Below are 17,531 nucleotides of genomic sequence, written 5' to 3'. Positions count from 1 at the left end.
ACCACCAGCGAAAGAACTTCTCAGTCCTTAGCTGACAATGTCCCACCTTACTGCATTGCTGCATAATCAAGGCGGGGTTCGACGAACATCACTGTCCGTAGTAGCGATGGGGGGGATCGAACCCCCGACCTCACGATTATGAGTCGTGCGCTCTCACCATCTGAGCTACATCGCCCCTATTCTCTACCGGACATAAGTCCGTATAAAAGAACAGAGCCCCCTGACAGAATCGAACTGTCGACCTTTTCCTTACCATGGAAACGCTCTGCCGACTGAGCTAAGGGGGCATCAGCATCCGTTGAACTCAGCACGTAACTCCGTGGCCAATTGTTGACCGCTTTGTTTCGTTCTGTGCTCTCCGTGAAGCCTTGCAAAGATTAACCCGAAATCACCACTAAGCACAAATCAGCAGGTAGGCAGCGGTATTTCTTGTCATGTTTGCAGACATTTGGCGCGCACTTATGGATAATCTATTCACTTATCGATGAGCCCCAGCGGAACCATAAGTGAATAACTCATCGATGAGTGGCTGACCTCTAACTCGAGCCCCTGCCCCGCTTAATCCAGAGCCCCTCACTCGAGCCCCTACCCCGCATCCCCATCAACGGGCCCTACAAAAAAATCACCGCGAGAAAATTCTCGCGGTGATTTCACTGTGCCAGATGATGGATTCGAACCAACGAAGGCAATGCCGACGGATTTACAATCCGCTCCCTTTGGCCGCTCGGGCAATCTGGCGTGCACTCTTAAACGGTGCGAATGGAATGCTACCCACTACTCTGTCATTTACACAAATCGGCAGGTCGAGAGGATATTTCCCTACCTGGATTCACCCCTCAGCAGAACTCACCCCAGAGCAGAGCTCACCTCAGAGCAGTGCTCGCCCCTAGGCCCATCTCGCCGATGGAGCTCAATCCACTACCCCACGCGCTCCACGGTGTAGCGAGCAACGTGACGCAGGGCCTCCTTGGCCGCACAGTCAGGAAGGTCAGCGATGACGCGGTCGGACTCATCCAGCAGTTCATTGACCTTCTCCATCGCGCGAGCCACACCGTTGGTCTGAGCCAGGAGCTCGAGGGCCTCGTCGACAAGCGCGTCGTCGGAAACTGGGCCGACAAGAATCTCGCGGAGGCGGTCAGCGGCTGGGGTGTCCTCCTGCAGCGCGTAGAGAACCGGCAGCGTGAAGACGCCCTCGCGCAAGTCAGTGCCCGGAGTCTTGCCGGACTGATCGGTATTGGAGGAGATGTCGATGATGTCGTCGACAATCTGGAAAACGATACCGATTAGTTCGCCATAGCGGCGCAGTGCGTTGGAAATCTCGGCGGACGCACCGGCGTGATAGGCGCCGAGATAACCGGCCGATGCGATGAGCACACCGGTCTTTTCGGCAATGACCTTCAGGTAGCGCTCGATGCGCTCTTCAATCGGCAGGTCCAAGTCGTTGAGGCACTCGCGCATCTGACCTGTGACAAGAACACCGAAGGTCTCAGCGAAGTGAGCCACGCTCTCGGAGCCGAGCTCTGCCAGCAGGCGGGACGCAGCAGCGAAGAGGTAGTCACCGGCCAGAATGGCGACGGTGTTGTCCCAGCGCGAGTTTGCGGAGGGCACGCCGCGGCGCTTATCCGCTTCATCCATGACGTCGTCGTGGTAGAGCGTCGCCAGGTGCGTCAGCTCCAGCACCGTCGCGGCGGTGATGACCTTATCGCTCTCCGGGTTCTCCCCGAACTGCGCGGCCAGCATGGTAAACATCGGGCGGAAGCGCTTACCACCAGCGTGAGCTAGGTGGGAAACCCGTTCGACTAGGAAGTCCTCGCCGCGCCCCAGCTCGGTAATCAGGAGGTCCTCGCTCTTGCGCATTCCCTCGGTGATTGTTGCTTCCAGCGCCTCATCAACGAAGTGAGAACTAGTGGCGGTGTGCTCACCAGTGCCCTGAGCACTTCCGGAACTAAGCCCGGAGTAGTCTCCAGTACGCATTCGAGACCTGCCTAACTGACGATAAAAGATAAGAAACTGCTAAATAAACTACCTTACGAGCATAGTGGCTAGCAGACCAGTTCCCATATTTGTTTCAACGTCGTTATACGCTGGGGCAATGACCTCAAGCCCGATTTCGCGAGTTTCCCCCACGTTCGACGGCACCGTCGCTCTACCCAGCAGCACTGACGTGCTCATTGTTGGCGCAGGCCCCACCGGCTCCGCAGCCGCGATTCACGCCGCCCGCGCCGGTTTTTCGGTCACTGTGGTCGACTCCCAGCGCTTCCCGCGCGACAAAACTTGTGGCGACGGGCTCACTCCTCGCGCCATCGCTGAGCTACGTCGTCTAGGGCTTGACGACGAGCTCCTGCGCCGCAACCGCAACCGCGGACTCAAGCTGCACGGCTTCGGCGGCTCCATCACCGCACCTTGGCCAGATGATGCCTCCGGCACTTTTCCCGCTGTCGGATCCGCGATGTCGCGAGTTGAGCTCGACACTTTCTTGCTCAATGCCGCCGCTGATGCCGGTGCGCAGGTCTTTGATGGAGTCGCAGCGCGGAAGGTGGTTCTCGGAGCGCTGAACACTGGCGGCACGCGGGGCCACGGCGTGCGCGAGGTGGAACTTTCCGACCGCGAAGGCAAGCCACACACCATCTCGGCCCGCTGGCTGCTCGTGGCCGATGGGGTCCGAAGTACCGTCGGCAAGCAGCTGGGGCGTGCGTGGCATCGGGACAGCGTCTTTGGCGTGGCCGCGCGGTCATATGTCAGCTTCGACAGCGCGGACGTAGCGGATGACTGGATTCACTCGCACCTGGAACTGCGCGACTCCGAGGGGCAGACGCACCCGGGCTATGGCTGGATCTTCCCGCTGGGAGAAGGCCGGGCGAACGTGGGGTGTGGGGCGCTGGCGACGTCGGCACGCCCGGCGCGCACGAACGTGAAGAAGTTGCTACGCGAGTACCACGGGCAGGTGCGTGATCAGTGGCAGATGAGCGAACCAGAGCACGTGACGTCGGCGCTGTTGCCTATGGGTGGTGCTGTATCGAATGTGGCGGGGCCGAACTGGGCGTTGCTCGGTGATGCTGCGTGCCTGGTCAACCCGCTCAACGGTGAGGGCATTGACTACGGCATGGAGTCGGCGCGGCTGGCGGTGGAGCTGATTAGTTCAATTGGTGCGGGCCGCGATGGGCTGACTCACTCCTGGCCCGCCCTGCTTCGCGAGCACTACGGCACCGGCTTCTCGCTGGCTCGCAAGTTGGCGCTGACGCTGACGTACCCGAGCTTCCTTCCCACGGTCGGCCCGCTGACCATCGGCGCCCCGTGGGGAAGCCAGCTCATGGGTGTTGCCGCACGCCTGATGGGAAACCTGGTCACGGAACACGACCGCGACGTAGTGGCGCGACTCTGGCGCGCTTCGGGGAGGACAGCACTGGCCTCCGATAAGTGGTTCGGGCGCCAGCCCTGGCAGTAGGAATCGCTTTACGACGGACCCTGCGACCCAGCCCGACTGAGAGCTAGCGAGCTACTGCACGGGCTTGGTTGCCGAGTGCAGCGCTGCGATACCGAAGGTGAGATTCTGCCAACCGGCATCCTCCCAGCCAGAGGCATTGATGTCGCGGGCAAGCTGCGGCTGGTTTGGCCAGGCGCGAATCGACTCCGCCAAGTACACATAGGCCTCCGGGTTCGAGGAGACAACCTTGGCAATCTGCGGCAGTGCCCGCATCAGGTATTCCTTGTAGAAGGTGCTGAACACCGGCACCACAGGGGTGGAGAACTCACAGACTGTTAGCTGGCCTCCGGGCTTGGCCACGCGGGCTAGCTCAGCGAGGCCCGCCTTGTAGTCCACGATGTTGCGCAGACCGAAGCTGATGGTCACCGCGTCGAAGGTGTTGTCCGGGAATGGCAGCTTCATGCCGTCACCGCAGACCTTGGGAACATCGCGGTGTGCACCGGCCTTGAGCATGCCTCGGGAGAAATCACAGGCAACGACGTATGCGCCAGACTTTGCCAACTCCACTGATGAAACAGCCGTACCGGCGGCCAGGTCGAGGACTTTCTGGCCAGGCTGCAGGTTCAGGCGCTTTGCCGTGCGCACGCGCCAGTAGTGGTCAATGCCACCGGTGAGCACGGTATTAGTGATGTCGTAATTCTTCCCCACGCCGTCGAACATCGAGGCGACTTCGCTGGGATTTTTCGTTAAATCAGCCCTAGACACGATGTCCAGATTACGCGACCGACTTCTGACGCGTAGCAGCACCTGCATGGGAGGCATCAATCGCATCTGCTGCGACCTTGCTTGACGTCTCGGCCGCGGAAACCCCAGAAACCTCCTCGTAGTGGCGAACCAGGTCTGCACACAGTGCTTCCCAGGTGCGTTCGGTCACGGTGTCGCGGCAGCGGTTGCGCAGCTGCTTGCGTGCCAGCTCATCGTCGACGAGCAGTAGCTTGTCGACCGCCTCAGACAGATCGCGGGTGAAAGTCTTGGGTTCCAGCAGGTAGCCGTTGACGTCGTTGGTAATCAGGTCGCGCGGGCCGCCTGCGTTCGGAGCGATGGCCGGCACACCGGAGGCGTGGGCTTCCTGTACCGCCTGGCAGAAGGTTTCAAAGTCACCGGTGTGGACGAACACGTCCAGACTGGCGAATGCCGCTGCCAACTTATCGCCGGTGAGCTGTCCGGTAAAGACGGCATTCGGCATCTGCTTCTGCAGCTTCTGCAGCTCCGGGCCATTGCCGACAATGACCACCTGGATATCATCGCGGCCGTTCAGCGCTGCCAGCCGCTCCACAGACTTCTCCGCCGCGAGCCTGCCGACATAACCAACAATCGGCTTGCCCTCCGGGCTCCACTGCTTCCTGAGCTCTTCACTACGCTTTGTCGGAGTAAAGCGAACCGCATCAACACCGCGGCCCCAGCGGTAGACATCACGAATCTTGTGATCCTGCAGGTCCTCAATAGTCGGCGACGACGGCGCCAGCGTTCGGGCGCAGGAGTTGTGAATCACGCGCGTCCACAACCATGCGGCCGTGGAGAGCCCCGCCAACTTGTAGTTCTTGGCAAAACCCGCAACGTCCGTCTGATAGATGGCCACAGCCGGGATACCCAGTGCCTTGGCAGTCAGCGCGCCCGCACCACCGAGCACAAATGGCGAAGCCAAGTGGACAACATCCGGCTTAAACTGCGTCAGCGCCGACGCTACCCGACGGTTCGGCACACCAATCGGTAGCGAATCAATCAACGGCACCATCACAGTGGGCACACGCTCAATGCGGTAGTCGCAGTAGAACTCTGCCTCTTCCTGCCAGTCCCGAGCACCCGGCGCAATCACCAGCGCCTCGTGTCCTTCACGGCGTAAGTGTTCCAACACCCGCAGCACGGAGTTTGTCACTCCATTGATGTTGGGCAAGAAGCTTTCAGCAATGATGGCAACGCGCATGGTGCTAGTTTTCCATCTCGTCGGAAAGCGAAAGTGACCCTCTGTTTACCTTTTGGGGATCTCTTTGTAAACGACGGGTTGCGCGCAACGACGACCACCACAACGGCGCGACGACGAGAAATGTAACCACAGCGATACTGGTCGCCGGGAGAAGTGACAGCGTCCATGTGCGCCCGGCGACGCGGACGACATTGGGATCAGTGCGGTCGTATTCGACGCGGACGCGCTGCCCCTCTTCCAGACCAACGGGATAGAGCAAACCGGTTGGTGGCGACTGAAAATCGCCATTCTCGTCGACGAAATCAACCGTGGTGCGAAGGAGCTCGACCGAGCGCACATTGGCTACGGACTGCCCCATGTTCGACTCGATATTGCGGTCATTAATGAAGCAGCCAACCACCATGGCCAGACACGACAGCAACAGGCAAATCATCACAAAGAGCAGTACCTGACGAAGGAAGCGCGGCCAATTGGCCAGGGCAGTTTTCCACTGCATGGCGGTCGCGACCTCCTATTTTTCTGTCCCTGATTGTTTCCAGCTCTGATTGGATGCTGCCGGCCGGCTAGTGCTTGTCCAGCACCCCAATCTCCGCATTGTATGCCAGCTTGTGGTGCAACTGCCGACGCGTCGCACGTGTGGTCGCCACCTCGATGACGCGGATGCCGTCGACATCGGTATCCGGGTGCAGCTGCGCGAGCAGATCTGGGAGGCGGTCAACACGCACGTGCTCGACCCCGTAAGCCTGGCAGATGCCCTCAAAGTCCACGTCCTGCGGCGTGCCGAAGATGCGCTCAAAGCTTCCCCGCAGGGTCGGGCTGCCCGCCTCCAGCGTCTCGAAAATACCGCCACCGGCATCATTGGCCACCACGATGGTGAGGTTTTCCGGCCTCGGCTCCAACGGCCCAATCGCCAGCGCTGCAGAGTCGTGCTGGAACGTCAGGTCACCCATGAGCGCAATCGTCCGCGGCGGGCGAATCTCGTCGGCATGTTCGCGGTCGGATGCCAGCGCAATACCGATTGCCGTCGCCACCGTGCCGTCGATACCCGCGGCACCTCGTCCCGCATACGTGTTCACACCCGGGAAAGGCAGGCCCGTGTACGACGCATCGCGCACCGGGTTCGACGCGCCCAGCACCACGTTGTCACCCGTGCGCAGGCTGTCCGTCAGAGCCGCCGCCACATGAAATCCGGTCAGCGGTTCCTCCGTTTCAATCGACTCGGTCAGCGTCTCTCGCACGGACTTCACCGCCAATTCGCTGGCGGCCTCACAGATTTTCGTCCACTGCGGGTCCTGCTCCCCCAAAGTCTGCACATGCTTTACGACGGCCCTTGCGTTCGCCGTCACATCCGGGAACTCCACCCCAAAACCGTGGTTTTCCGCTTCGGAGACAACGGTCAGCTCGATATCCGGATTGGCCAGCAGCTTAGAGATACCTCGGTGCAGCGTCGGCCTGCCGACCAGCACAATCTGCTCCGGTAGAATCTGCGCGAAAGTGCCCGCCGCGAGCGGGTGCACCGGGTGCGCCGGCGCATACGCATTCGGCTCAGCGATGGTTGGCAAATCCTCCAGCGCCGGCAGGTGCGGGGCATTCGAACCCGCAATCACGAGTGTGCGGCGGCTGATGTCAATTGTGGCTGTGCTAGCCGCGTTGGCCGGGCCGGTTGCGGTGGCCGAGTTGGCTGCGATGGCGGCCGCGGCGACGTTGTTGCTGTTGGTAGGCGCAATCGTGGTCCAGGGGCCGCCATCGGCGCGGCCCTCGGGGATGTCGGCGACGGAGTCGTCGTCAGGCACGAGCGGTTCGACAAAACGGACGTTAAGGTGGCCGGCGCCGGATGCCATGGCGGCGACAACGCGATCAATGCGAGCGCGGATCTGCGCGGCGGTGGCCTTCGTGACCGGGGCGGTGCCGTCCAGATCGAACTCGACGACGGAGGCATCAGCGAACAGGCGGTCCTGGACGATGGTCTGGTTCGCGCCAGTGCCTCGATAATGCGCGGGGCGGTCGGCGGTCAGTGCCAGCAGCGGAATGCCCGACGCGGTGGCTTCCACCATGGCGGGCACGAGGTTCGCCACTGCTGTGCCGGACGTTGTAATTACCGGGGTCACCTTGCGGGTGCGCGAGGCCAGGCCGAGGGCGAGGAAGGCGGCGGAGCGTTCATCGATGCGTACATGGAGGCGAACCTTCGCCGCATCGGCGGCCTGGACCAGAGCGCGGGCCAGCGGGGCGGACCGGGAACCCGGGCACACTACGGCATCGACCATGCCGAGACGCAGCAGCTCATCGACGATGAGGCCCGCTACCACTGCGGATGGGGCCGTGGGGGCTGCGGGGGCTGCATGGGCTGCGGAGGTGTGGGGCGTGGCGTCGGTTGCCGAGGCTGGGGTGCCAGCATCGGTGGCGGCGGCATTGGTGATGTTGGTGCCCTGAGCGTGCGAAGTCTGGGAGGTGTCCTGGTTGTCGTTCACACTCAATAGGCTACTTGTCAGGCCGGATATCGGACTTGTTGGGAGTTACTGACCCCGTTTATGACAGTTTGGAGCCGTTTTTCGAACTCAAAGTGTCATAAACGGGGTCAGTATCTCTGGATGCTCCGTGAGTTGGAGCAGGTTGTAGAGCAGCTACAGGTGGGATAGGCCGCCAGGTGCGCCGCTACAGGTGGGCGTACGCCGCGCGGAGGCGGTCGAACCACCAATCGCGGCGGGGGCCCGGCGCGGCGAGCTCGGCCAGGCGGGAAGGGTCGGGAGCGGGGTTGGTGACGGGCAGTCGGCCATCGATAAGTGGCCGGGGCTCGATGACGTCCTCGATAAACAGCGAGGACGTGGCCAAACCCGCCGCGTTCGGCTCCGGCTGCAGCTCTGTGGCAGGCAGGGCCGCCGCCGTGAACAAACCGGCGGCCATGCCAACACCGGTGTCCAAAGCGCTGGCGACGGTCACCTTCATCTCCAGTTCCTCGGCCAACCGAAGCAAGCGGCGTGGTCCACCAAGGGGCGCGACCTTCATTACGCCCACGTCAGCAGCCTGCTCGCGCGCAACCAAATACGGGTCCTCGGCCTTGCGAATCGACTCATCGGCAGCAACCGGGCAAAACTCCCCCACTGCGTCGCGGACCTCGCGCAGCTCGGCGACAGTCGCAACGGGCTGCTCCATGTACTCCAGCGGACCCAACTCATGAGCGGCGCGGATGGCCTGCCCCACCGACCAGCCACGATTCGCATCCACCCGCACCACAGGTTCATAGCCATAGGCTTCGGCCACCGCGGTGCGGACGGCGGCTACGCGCTCGATGTCGTCGTTAAGCGATTGGCCGCTCTCTGCGACCTTGACCTTAAACGTGCGGCACCCGGGGTAGCGCGCCACGACCTCCGGCACCTGGTCGGGTGTGACGGCGGGGATGGTGGCGTTGACCTCGACAAACTCGCGCTTCGGGGTGGGCAGGCCGACGTATGCGCATTCGATGGCCGAGCGCAGCCACGCGGCGGCCTCGGGTGCCTCGTACTCCAGGAAGGGAGCGAACTCGCCCCATGTGACGGGGCCGTCGATGAGGAGTGCCTCGCGGGTGGTGACGCCACGGAATTTCACTGCCATGGGCAGCGCGACGACGTGGGCGCGGTTGAGGATGTCGTCGATTAGCGGAAGCTTGATGTTGGGCGCAGCGGACACAGACATACCCCTCATGCTAGAGACCTTTATGCTGGAAGCCATGACTGATACCGCGAAGTACTCGACCGATAACCCTTTCCGCCCCGAGCAGTGGAAGACGGTTGATGGTTTTGAGGATTTGACCGACATCACCTACCACCGGCACGTCGGCGAGGGCCGCGAGAACGGCATTGTGCGTATTGCGTTTGATCGCCCGGAGGTTCGTAACGCATTCCGCCCGCATACCGTCGATGAGCTCTACCGCGCGCTCGACCACGCGCGTCGCACTCCCGATGTCGGCGTAGTGCTGCTGACCGGTAACGGACCGAGCACCAAGGACGGTGGCTGGGCATTCTGTTCGGGTGGTGACCAGCGCATTCGTGGTCGTTCCGGCTACCAGTACGCAACGTCCCACGAGCATGACGACGCTACCGCGGACGCATCCACCATTGATACCGCACGCGCCAAGGTCGAGGGAGGTCGCCTGCACATCCTGGAGGTGCAGCGCCTGATTCGCACTATGCCGAAGGTTGTTATTGCTGTGGTCAATGGCTGGGCCGCAGGTGGCGGACACTCCCTGCACGTGGTGTGTGACCTGACGCTGGCATCACGCCAGGAGGCTCGCTTTAAGCAGACCGACGCTGACGTGGGATCTTTCGATGCCGGCTATGGCTCGGCCTACCTGGCGAAGCAGGTTGGCCAGAAGTTTGCCCGTGAGATTTTCTTCCTCGGCCGCTCCTACGACGCTGAGACCATGCACCGCATGGGCGCCGTCAACGAGGTCGCCGACCACGCTGAGTTGGAAGATGTCGCGGTCGAGTGGGGTCGCATGATTAACGGTAAGTCCCCGACGGCGCAGCGCATGCTGAAGTTCGCCTTCAACCTGACCGATGACGGCCTGATGGGTCAGCAGGTCTTCGCGGGTGAGGCTACTCGCCTGGCGTACATGACCGACGAGGCCGTCGAGGGCAAAGAAGCGTTCCTGGAAAAGCGCGACCCGAACTGGGACGAGTTCCCGTTCTATTACTAGGGGCAGTTAGGGGGGCGCCGGCTGGGGCGCTCGTCGGGCCCTGCACTTTAGCGCTCATTCGTGGCTGTAGAACAGCCGAGAGCGTGCGCTACAGTCACGGGTCTGCGCTAGAGTGCCTCCGACGCTTCGACCGCCAGCCCGCCATTGCGGGTCGGGAGCACCGCACCTTCTACCTGATAAACCTCTCGCAGCATAGCTTCATTAATGACCTCTGCCGGAGGCCCTGCACTGCTGACCCGACCATCGGCTAGAACAACGACATGTTCGCAAAAGCGCGCCGCTTGCCCCAGGTCATGAAGTGTCATCACTACCGCGCAGGGCAATTCCCGCGCACACTTGCGTACCTGCCCGAGAAGCATCAATTGGTTACGCAGGTCGAGTGCGCTGGTGGCCTCGTCGAGAAGCAATACCCGAGGTCGTCGCACAACCGCCTGCGCAAAACTCACCAACTGCCGCTGTCCCCCAGACAACTCAGACATCAGCCGCGATGACAACGCAACCAACCCAAGTCGTTCAATGGTGGCCTGCACTTCTGCCCGCACTGTGGATCCGACACGCAGTGCAGAAAACCCAGAAAACGACTGTTGCCGGGCAAGCAGGACGCTTTCGTACACGGTCAATGAGCTCAGCGGCGGAGGGTCCTGTGGCAAATATAGAGATCTTTCAGCACGTACCTGCCCCGAGCAGTTTTCAAGGCCCGCCAAACACCTCAGCAGTGTCGATTTGCCAGCTCCGTTGGGACCGACCAACGCAGTCACGCTTCCCATCGGAAGAGGCCCAACGTCGACATTGTGCAGGACATGATGGCCGTCGTAAGCAAAAGACACTCCTCGCGCGCTAAGAGCGGACGATTCTGGAGGGGTTTCGCCGAGGGGTTTACCGTCAGATTTACTGGGGCTGTCGTGATGACCATGTACAGCGTCGTTCCCGACAAAGCGACTTGCCTTTAGCCAAGCCACATCTTCCTCCTCTGGCCAGCGATAATCGCGACAAATACGGGCACTCCTACAATTGCGGTAATAATGCCTACGGGAAGAATTACACCCGGTTGAATCACCTTCGACACTGCCGATGCCGCAACCAGAAGCAGCGCCCCTACCAAAGTCGAAGCAGTAAGAAAATAACGTTGATCTTCGCCTACCAGTAAGCGCGCAACGTGTGGGCCGACGAGACCGATAAATCCAATCGTACCGGCCATCGACACAGCGGTTGCCGCCATAAAGGACACCACGATAAGGGTCAGCGCACGCAGTCGATCAACGTCGACGCCAAGGGCTTTTGCGCGGTCATCGCCCATCCGGAATGCAGTCAGCGACCAGGCATTGAGGTAAAAGAAGAGTAGCCCCATCACGAATATCACCGCGAGCAACGCAATCTGCGTCCAGTTCGAGCGGGTGAGACTACCCATCGTCCAGAACACAACCTGTTCCAACTGCGTCTCCGAGGCCAGGTATTGCATCAGGGCCAGTAGAGCGTCGAAAAAGAATACAATCGCGATACCGAGAAGAATCATCCCCTCGACTCCTGGGCCACGAAATCGGGAAAAGAGCAGAATCGCAGCGCAGGCCAGCATCGCGAACACCCACGCAGTCCCGGCCATCCCCAGCACCGCACCGATTCCCTCAGAAGCGAAGCCGGTGACCACAGCCAGGGCAGCACCGAATCCGGCCGCCGCTGACACGCCCAGGGTGTACGGCTCGGCCAGGGGATTTCCCAGAATTGTCTGCATTTGTGAGCCCGCCACTGCCAGCGTCGCTCCGACGAGCACTGCAGTCACGGTCATCGGAAGCCGAATGTCGAAAACAATCTGGTGGTCAATGGGTCGCGCACCAACCGGATGGGTCAATGTATGCAAAACTTCGCTGGCAGGCATGCTACCGCCACCGAGTAGAAAGTCAGCAAGCGATGTCAAAGCCAACACCACAGTAATCAGAGCGATTATCACCCACTTCTTCCGTGCTGCGCGCTGATACCAGTGAAAGGTTGACTGCACCATTACTCTATCAGGGCTGTCTTCCTGCTCCCCGCGAACGGCGTCTCCGCTCCCCTGCGTTGTTGCCAGGTTTCCGTGCGAAACTTGCATGTTCGACATCACTCCAGCCCAGTCCAGAAGGTGCCCGAGGCCTCGATTGGCAGGAACTTATCGTGCAGGTCCTGTACCTCTCGTTCAGTGTCAATGTCGCCGAACAAGTCCGGGTGCATGGCCTTTGCAAACATCTCGACTGCCAGGAAGTTATATGGCGAATCGTAAAAATGATGCCATGCGACGAAAGTACGCTTACTTTTCACCGCGTCGACTTCACGCACAGCGGGCTGCTTACCGACGACATCGTGAAGGGCCTTTTGCGCCTCTTCCTTCGATTCCGAGTAACCCAGCGGTACGTAATTTCCTTCCTTGACCGGAGTCTTACCCTGATCCCAGTCTGCGCCTGTGGCAATGATGACTTCAGGATTCTTCCCGGCCAATGCCTCTGGCGATACCTGCCCTTGCTTCGCATCAATCATTTCGTCGCCAAGGTTTAGTCCACCGGCAGAATTGACAATCTGCGCCAGGTTGGACTTGGCGAAGGTTGAGCAGCAGTCAAAGTAACCGGGTGCTCGCCACAGGAATGTCGGTGTCGGTGCTGGTTTCTTCTCGGCAAGGCGGTCAGCGACCTTGTTGACCTTCTTCTCGTAGTAGTTGATAAAGTCTTCCGCCTGCTTTTCACGCCCCAGCAGTTGTCCCATCATTCGAATACTGGGCTCGGTGTTTTTCACTGGATCAATGAAGTAGTCGACAGTCACCGTCGGCACGCCTGCCTTTTCTAATCCATCAACGATTCCAGCATCTTTAGCCGCGTCGAAGACACCCGCATTTACTACGAAGACATCGGGTCGGGACTCCAGAGCCTGTTCCAGCGACATAGTGTTGTTGTAAATCTCGCCTGTGATCGGGATGTCCTTGATTTTGGGGAACTTCTCAACGTAGCGGTCGTAAGTGGCTTTGTCGTTTTCCTTCAGGTCCTCTGGCCAGGCAACGATCTTGTCAGTTGGATTGTCTGGGTTCAGAAGCGCCGTCGTGTAAAGCATCTTCTGCCCGCCCATCAGGATTCGCTCGACATTCTGCGGGACTTTAACTTCGCGTCCTAGCGCATCGACAACGGTACGCTTCTCACTGCTAGCGGATGCGTCTCCATTTCCATCTGAGCAAGCGGCGAGAAGGACGAGCGACATGCATAGGAGTACCGCGAAAAGCACCCTTGCGGGGAAGTCACGCAGTAGCACGCTTGGAGTAAGAGGAGAACTAACCTTCATTTTCTTCTTTCCGGAGCAGGCGGTCAGTCGACCGCATATTCAGCTCCTCGGATCCCCTTCGGTAGAGGGAAAACGTCATCTTTACGTGGATGGTTCAGAGGATTTCTGGATGGGTGTTACGAAGCTTCGGCCGTCACACGGAACTAGTGGGTTGCAGGTGACGCTGCAGAGCGCGGTAAAGCAGAGCAGCGGTCGTGGAAAAGCCAAGGATGAGCCCAACCCAAACGCCATATCCTTCCCAACGAAGGCCAAGGCCAAGAATCAGGAGAGCTGGAACCCCCACCGCCCAGTAGCCCCAAAGGGTCGCACTGAGACCCGACTTCGTGTCGCGCAGCCCACGAAGGAGCCCCACCAGCACGTTCTGGGAACCTTTAGCGAACTGCTGTAGCACGGCAAGGCACAACAAGATTGTCGCTATATGGCGTGCATCGGGATTGGCACTAACGTTGGAATCAGTAAGGAACAGTCCAACGACGTACTTTCCCAGTAGCAACCAGAGCAAACCGACGACGGCAAGATAAATACCCACTGCGTGCAAAACCCGACGTGATACCTGTTTGACTGCCTCGGCACCATCCGCTAATGCACGGCTGACCAGTATAGATCCTCCGTGCGAGAAGCCGATACATACTTGGTAGACGATATAAGCGAGTTGGTTAACAACGGTGTGCGCTGCCAGCATGACTGGGCTAACCAGGCCCATCGCTAGACCTGCGATAGTAGTAATCGCAGCTTCAGAGCCGTAGGTAAGCGAAACTGGAATCCCAAGCCGAATAATGCGCCTCATACATGCTGCGTCGCCGGGCCTCGGAATGACCGCGAAGAATTTCCGTAGCTGACGGTCTCTTTGCAGCAAGCCAGCAAAGGACAGCAGGGTAAAAACCTGGACGCAGGTGGTCGACAGACCGATGCCCACCAGTCCCCATGCAGTTCCCCATTCATTGACGCTTGTTAGCCAGAGGAATCCAGCGTTGAGAGCAGCGTTGACAACGATGGAAATGAGCGTAACCACCAGCAGAGAGCCCGGCCGACGCATGCCGACTGCAAACTGCCGCAGGACATTGAGCCAAATCATCGGGATAAGGCCTGGTGCAAGCGCGACCGTCATCGAGAACGCTAGCTCGGCAACAGTGTCGTCGATGGGCAGGATGAGTGCAAGCGCACCAAACGAAATCACGATGAGGCCACCAATGATCGCAGTTGCGGTGCCGACGGTCATGCAACTGCGTACCGCTTGGCGGATTCGCTCAGCCGCAACTTCCTCGCCTGTCTTTTCCCACTCCGACGCGGCCTCGGCTACTAGGTTGCCTCCGGCGGTGACCATACCGACACACATGGTGCGAATCTGGTTGTAGAACTGCATTGCGAGTCCGCCGCCGGCAATTGCCACTACACCGAGGGTCTGCAGCATCAGCACATCGGTCGTGGTTAGCGCAACCCCCGCTAGCTGAACGCCCACGATGGGTAGCGCAAGCGAATAGACATCACGGTAGGACACGGTTTGCTGGCCAATTGCACGAGCTGGATCTATCACCCGGCCACCTCGAAGGAATTAGCAATGGCACGAGAATCACCATAGGCTCTGAGCATTCGCGAAACTTGACGCTCCATAACTTCTGAATACAAATGATTTTTCTGAAGCCAATCAGTATCAAAAATTGTGTCGAGATATTTCTCACCAGCATCACAAACAATGACGACCATTGTTGTTCCTGCCTGAAACTCGTGTAGATGACGCAAACCTTCGTAGATTGCAGCACCTGCTGTGCCTCCAACCATGAGCCCATGTTCCCTAGCCAACACTCGGGCCGCGGCGAATGCCTTGACATCGCTAACTTTGACTCCATGGTCGATGAGGTCGTAGCGGACGTTATTGCCGATTTTGAAACCCGACGGAGCACCGGCACCTGATTGCTTATATGCCCCTGGCACCCCACCAAAAATGATGGAGCCTTCGGGTTCAACAGCCAACGACTCGGCGGTATGCCCAAGCTTCCTCAGATGTTCCGTTGTACCGCACAACGTCCCGCCCGTTCCGATTGCCGCAACGAGAACGTCAACCTTTTCTGGGATTTGCTCATCGAGTTCGTATGCAAGCTGCCAGTAACCAGCTGGGTTGTTGGGATTATTGTGCTGGTCTGGCCACCATGCATCCGAGGTCTCGGCGACAATTTCTGCGGCCTTCGCACGTCTAAGGCTCGTAGACGGAACACAGGATTCTTTATCCCCGACGAAGACCAACTCTGCTCCAAGTGCTTGCATGGAACGCAGCTTGTCCTTGGCAGCGTGATGATCCACAATCGCCGTAAACTTGTATCCCCGCTGAGAGGCCACAAATGCCAGACCTAAACCAGTGTTTCCACTAGTGGGTTCAATGATTCTTCCGCCCGGCTTGAGCTCGCCGGAGATCTCCGCAGCAACAATCATCTCCAGCGCCATTCGCACCTTTACGCTTCCCGTCGGATTTAGGCAATCCATCTTCAGTAATAACCGGCTTCCGGATCCGGTATTACACAGTTCAAGAATTGGCGTGTTTCCAATTAAACTACAACTCTCAAGCGAACACGTTGCGCAAGGTTTTCTTAATTTTTTTTCAGAATATGGAAAATCAATCATGACAGACCCCAATTAGACATTTAAACCAATTCCCGATATAAAGGCCTATCTATTTTCGGCAAGCTTCCCTGACCTTCCCAAACAAACCGCATGGGCAGACGAATTTGATGAAATTCGCTTTCATTTTTATCCATCTGATAACCAGCCGTATTGTGATAAATAACCAAATCCCCAACTCTCGGAATTCGATTCATTTGGACCTTTCGCCAGGTGAGCATGTCATATTCCATACAGCTACTTCCGCCAACACAGACACCAACCGAGCGCGATAGACAATTACTGCCACCGCTAGGCCTGCCCATGTAATTGGCGACATCATCTGAGCAGGGATTCTCCCATAACGTCATGTCAGGCATGTATTCACTGCCTTTCCATTGCTCAGAAAGACTCATACTTAAACCCGCAACAGTAATAATTATGTAGTTGTCTCTCCATTTCACACCCTGAATTGGAAAAACGCTCAATCCACAACCATCTAACGCCGCTCGGCCTGGTTCAATGGCCAACTGAAATCGCCCATTTTTTAGCCGTTCCGCAAGCGAAGCGCTAGTTCTATCAATCCTCTCAACTGAAGGCGAATTAGCTAATCCCGAAAGAATTTCATCTAACATTTCAGGGCCATCATTGCCCTGCCCGCCATACGGATAAAGCCCTTCTGGAATTCGACCAGCATGAAAATAGTCTCGCTTATCCGGTGAATCAATAACTTTTTCCCGAAACATTTCCCACTGGGATGGCTCACAATATTGAACCGAAAATCCTCCACCTATGTCCAGCATCTCTGCCGTCCATCCTTTAATTCGAAGAATTTCCATAAAATCCAAAGCTTTATGTGCTTGGCGGTTACGCTGAGCGGGACTGTATCCGTTCAAATGGAAGGTCACGCCCCTACAGTCAATCCCATTACTAGATTGTTCTCGCAGGACCTCAAGCTCTCGAAGCCACTGTGCCATGGAGGTGCCGAAGCGAGTCTCAGGCTGTTCTTCAGGCAGTAACCTAATCAACACCGGAGCATCAACGACTCCAAGATCCTTAGCCAGCGAATTAATTCGGAATAGTTCGCTCGGAGAATCTACTGCAATTAGAACTCTCTGCTTGAGAGCAAGAGTCAAAAGCGATTGCGATTTTTCCGCACCCGTAACAACTAAGTCGGCAGCACACACACCAGCGCCTAAAGCGCCGGTGAGCTCCTCCCCGCTCGCAACATCTACGCGATGACCCTCTTCGGCGACTGCGGGGATCCAGCACGCAGACTTATTTGCTTTGTGAGCGAAGTAGATATGCGAGTCGACTCCGTGACGCTCGCAAACAGCAGCAAAAGCATTCAAATTCTGGCGAAAAACCTGAGTATTTAGAACATGAAAAGGCCCTGCCGCTAGTGTGGCTAAACGAGTTAGTTCCGAGACGCCGTCACTTGGAATTGACAGTAAATCTTTCGCCCAGTCACGTTGTTTCGGGACCAGGGTCGAGGTCTTGGGCACAGAGAGTGTAGAAGCAAAAATTTTATCGTTCACTTTTCATTTCCCGTAGTGCCGACAGCG

General features: G+C 58.5%; 14 protein-coding genes and 3 tRNA genes. 2 read left to right on the top strand and 15 right to left on the bottom strand.

All coding sequences use genetic code 11. From position 1 onward, the window contains the following. Positions 1–101: 101 nt before the first annotated feature. The 4 genes from HMPREF2878_RS10350 to HMPREF2878_RS10335 form a co-directional block, all read right to left on the bottom strand. Positions 102–175, bottom strand: a tRNA-Met gene (locus HMPREF2878_RS10350). Between the two features lie 39 nt (positions 176–214). Beyond that, positions 215–287, bottom strand: a tRNA-Thr gene (locus HMPREF2878_RS10345). A 369-nt stretch (positions 288–656) separates the two neighbouring features. Then, positions 657–738 (bottom strand) — tRNA-Tyr (locus tag HMPREF2878_RS10340). Between the two features lie 180 nt (positions 739–918). Further along, positions 919–1,974, bottom strand: coding sequence for a polyprenyl synthetase family protein (locus HMPREF2878_RS10335; RefSeq protein ID WP_049172333.1), 1,056 nt, complete (start codon positions 1,972–1,974; stop codon positions 919–921). Between the two features lie 118 nt (positions 1,975–2,092). On the opposite strand from HMPREF2878_RS10335, the gene HMPREF2878_RS10330 reads away from it, so the two are divergent. Then, positions 2,093–3,445, top strand: coding sequence for a geranylgeranyl reductase family protein (locus HMPREF2878_RS10330; RefSeq protein ID WP_168165352.1), 1,353 nt, complete (start codon positions 2,093–2,095; stop codon positions 3,443–3,445). A gap of 51 nt (positions 3,446–3,496) precedes the next feature. On the opposite strand, the gene HMPREF2878_RS10325 is transcribed toward HMPREF2878_RS10330, so the two are convergent. From HMPREF2878_RS10325 to HMPREF2878_RS10305, 5 genes are all read right to left on the bottom strand, one after another. After that, on the bottom strand, positions 3,497–4,189 hold the full coding sequence (locus HMPREF2878_RS10325) for a demethylmenaquinone methyltransferase (protein ID WP_049172335.1): 693 nt from the start codon (positions 4,187–4,189) through the stop codon (positions 3,497–3,499). A gap of 10 nt (positions 4,190–4,199) precedes the next feature. After that, on the bottom strand, positions 4,200–5,408 hold the full coding sequence (locus HMPREF2878_RS10320; RefSeq protein WP_049172337.1) for a glycosyltransferase family 4 protein: 1,209 nt from the start codon (positions 5,406–5,408) through the stop codon (positions 4,200–4,202). A 4-nt stretch (positions 5,409–5,412) separates the two neighbouring features. Then, positions 5,413–5,904, bottom strand: coding sequence for a DUF3592 domain-containing protein (locus HMPREF2878_RS10315; RefSeq protein WP_049172339.1), 492 nt, complete (start codon positions 5,902–5,904; stop codon positions 5,413–5,415). A gap of 67 nt (positions 5,905–5,971) precedes the next feature. Then, positions 5,972–7,714, bottom strand: coding sequence for a 2-succinyl-5-enolpyruvyl-6-hydroxy-3-cyclohexene-1-carboxylic-acid synthase (gene menD / locus HMPREF2878_RS10310; RefSeq protein ID WP_168165353.1), 1,743 nt, complete (start codon positions 7,712–7,714; stop codon positions 5,972–5,974). 346 nt (positions 7,715–8,060) lie between these two features. Further along, positions 8,061–9,086 carry an o-succinylbenzoate synthase gene (locus HMPREF2878_RS10305; RefSeq protein WP_070653450.1) on the bottom strand — a complete coding sequence of 342 codons (1,026 nt, stop codon included), beginning with the start codon at positions 9,084–9,086 and terminating at the stop codon, positions 8,061–8,063. A gap of 13 nt (positions 9,087–9,099) precedes the next feature. On the opposite strand from HMPREF2878_RS10305, the gene HMPREF2878_RS10300 reads away from it, so the two are divergent. Continuing rightward, positions 9,100–10,080: a 1,4-dihydroxy-2-naphthoyl-CoA synthase gene (locus tag HMPREF2878_RS10300; RefSeq protein ID WP_016422029.1), complete on the top strand. Its 981-nt coding sequence runs from the start codon at positions 9,100–9,102 to the stop codon at positions 10,078–10,080. A gap of 107 nt (positions 10,081–10,187) precedes the next feature. On the opposite strand, the gene HMPREF2878_RS10295 is transcribed toward HMPREF2878_RS10300, so the two are convergent. The 6 genes from HMPREF2878_RS10295 to HMPREF2878_RS11060 all read right to left on the bottom strand — a co-directional run bounded on the left by HMPREF2878_RS10295 (position 10,188) and on the right by HMPREF2878_RS11060 (position 17,504). Next, positions 10,188–10,847, bottom strand: coding sequence for an ABC transporter ATP-binding protein (locus tag HMPREF2878_RS10295; protein WP_246819601.1), 660 nt, complete (start codon positions 10,845–10,847; stop codon positions 10,188–10,190). Positions 10,848–11,026: 179 nt separating this feature from the next. Continuing rightward, a complete protein-coding gene (locus HMPREF2878_RS10290) occupies positions 11,027–12,076 on the bottom strand; it encodes a FecCD family ABC transporter permease (RefSeq protein ID WP_070604648.1) in 1,050 nt (349 codons plus the stop codon). Positions 12,077–12,171: 95 nt separating this feature from the next. Then, complete coding sequence (locus tag HMPREF2878_RS10285) at positions 12,172–13,293, bottom strand: ABC transporter substrate-binding protein (RefSeq protein ID WP_246819599.1); 1,122 nt, start codon at positions 13,291–13,293, stop codon at positions 12,172–12,174. Positions 13,294–13,507: 214 nt separating this feature from the next. Further along, the gene (locus tag HMPREF2878_RS10280; RefSeq protein ID WP_070604636.1) at positions 13,508–14,908 is read right to left on the bottom strand and encodes an MATE family efflux transporter; all 1,401 of its coding nucleotides are present in this window, start codon (positions 14,906–14,908) and stop codon (positions 13,508–13,510) included. Then, positions 14,905–15,990, bottom strand: coding sequence for a PLP-dependent cysteine synthase family protein (locus HMPREF2878_RS10275; protein ID WP_224784294.1), 1,086 nt, complete (start codon positions 15,988–15,990; stop codon positions 14,905–14,907). Before HMPREF2878_RS10275 ends, HMPREF2878_RS10280 begins: the two co-directional genes overlap by 4 nt. Positions 15,991–16,010: 20 nt before the next feature. Continuing rightward, positions 16,011–17,504, bottom strand: a complete 1,494-nt coding sequence (locus HMPREF2878_RS11060; protein ID WP_083296848.1) for a type III PLP-dependent enzyme domain-containing protein — start codon at positions 17,502–17,504, stop codon at positions 16,011–16,013. Positions 17,505–17,531 lie beyond the last annotated feature (27 nt).

Source organism: Corynebacterium sp. HMSC065H09 (genome assembly GCF_001812845.1).
GTDB classification, from domain to species: Bacteria; Actinomycetota; Actinomycetes; order Mycobacteriales; family Mycobacteriaceae; genus Corynebacterium; species Corynebacterium jeikeium_D.
Note: the sequence above shows the minus strand (reverse complement) of the source record. Positions and strands in the feature narration are given on the sequence as shown.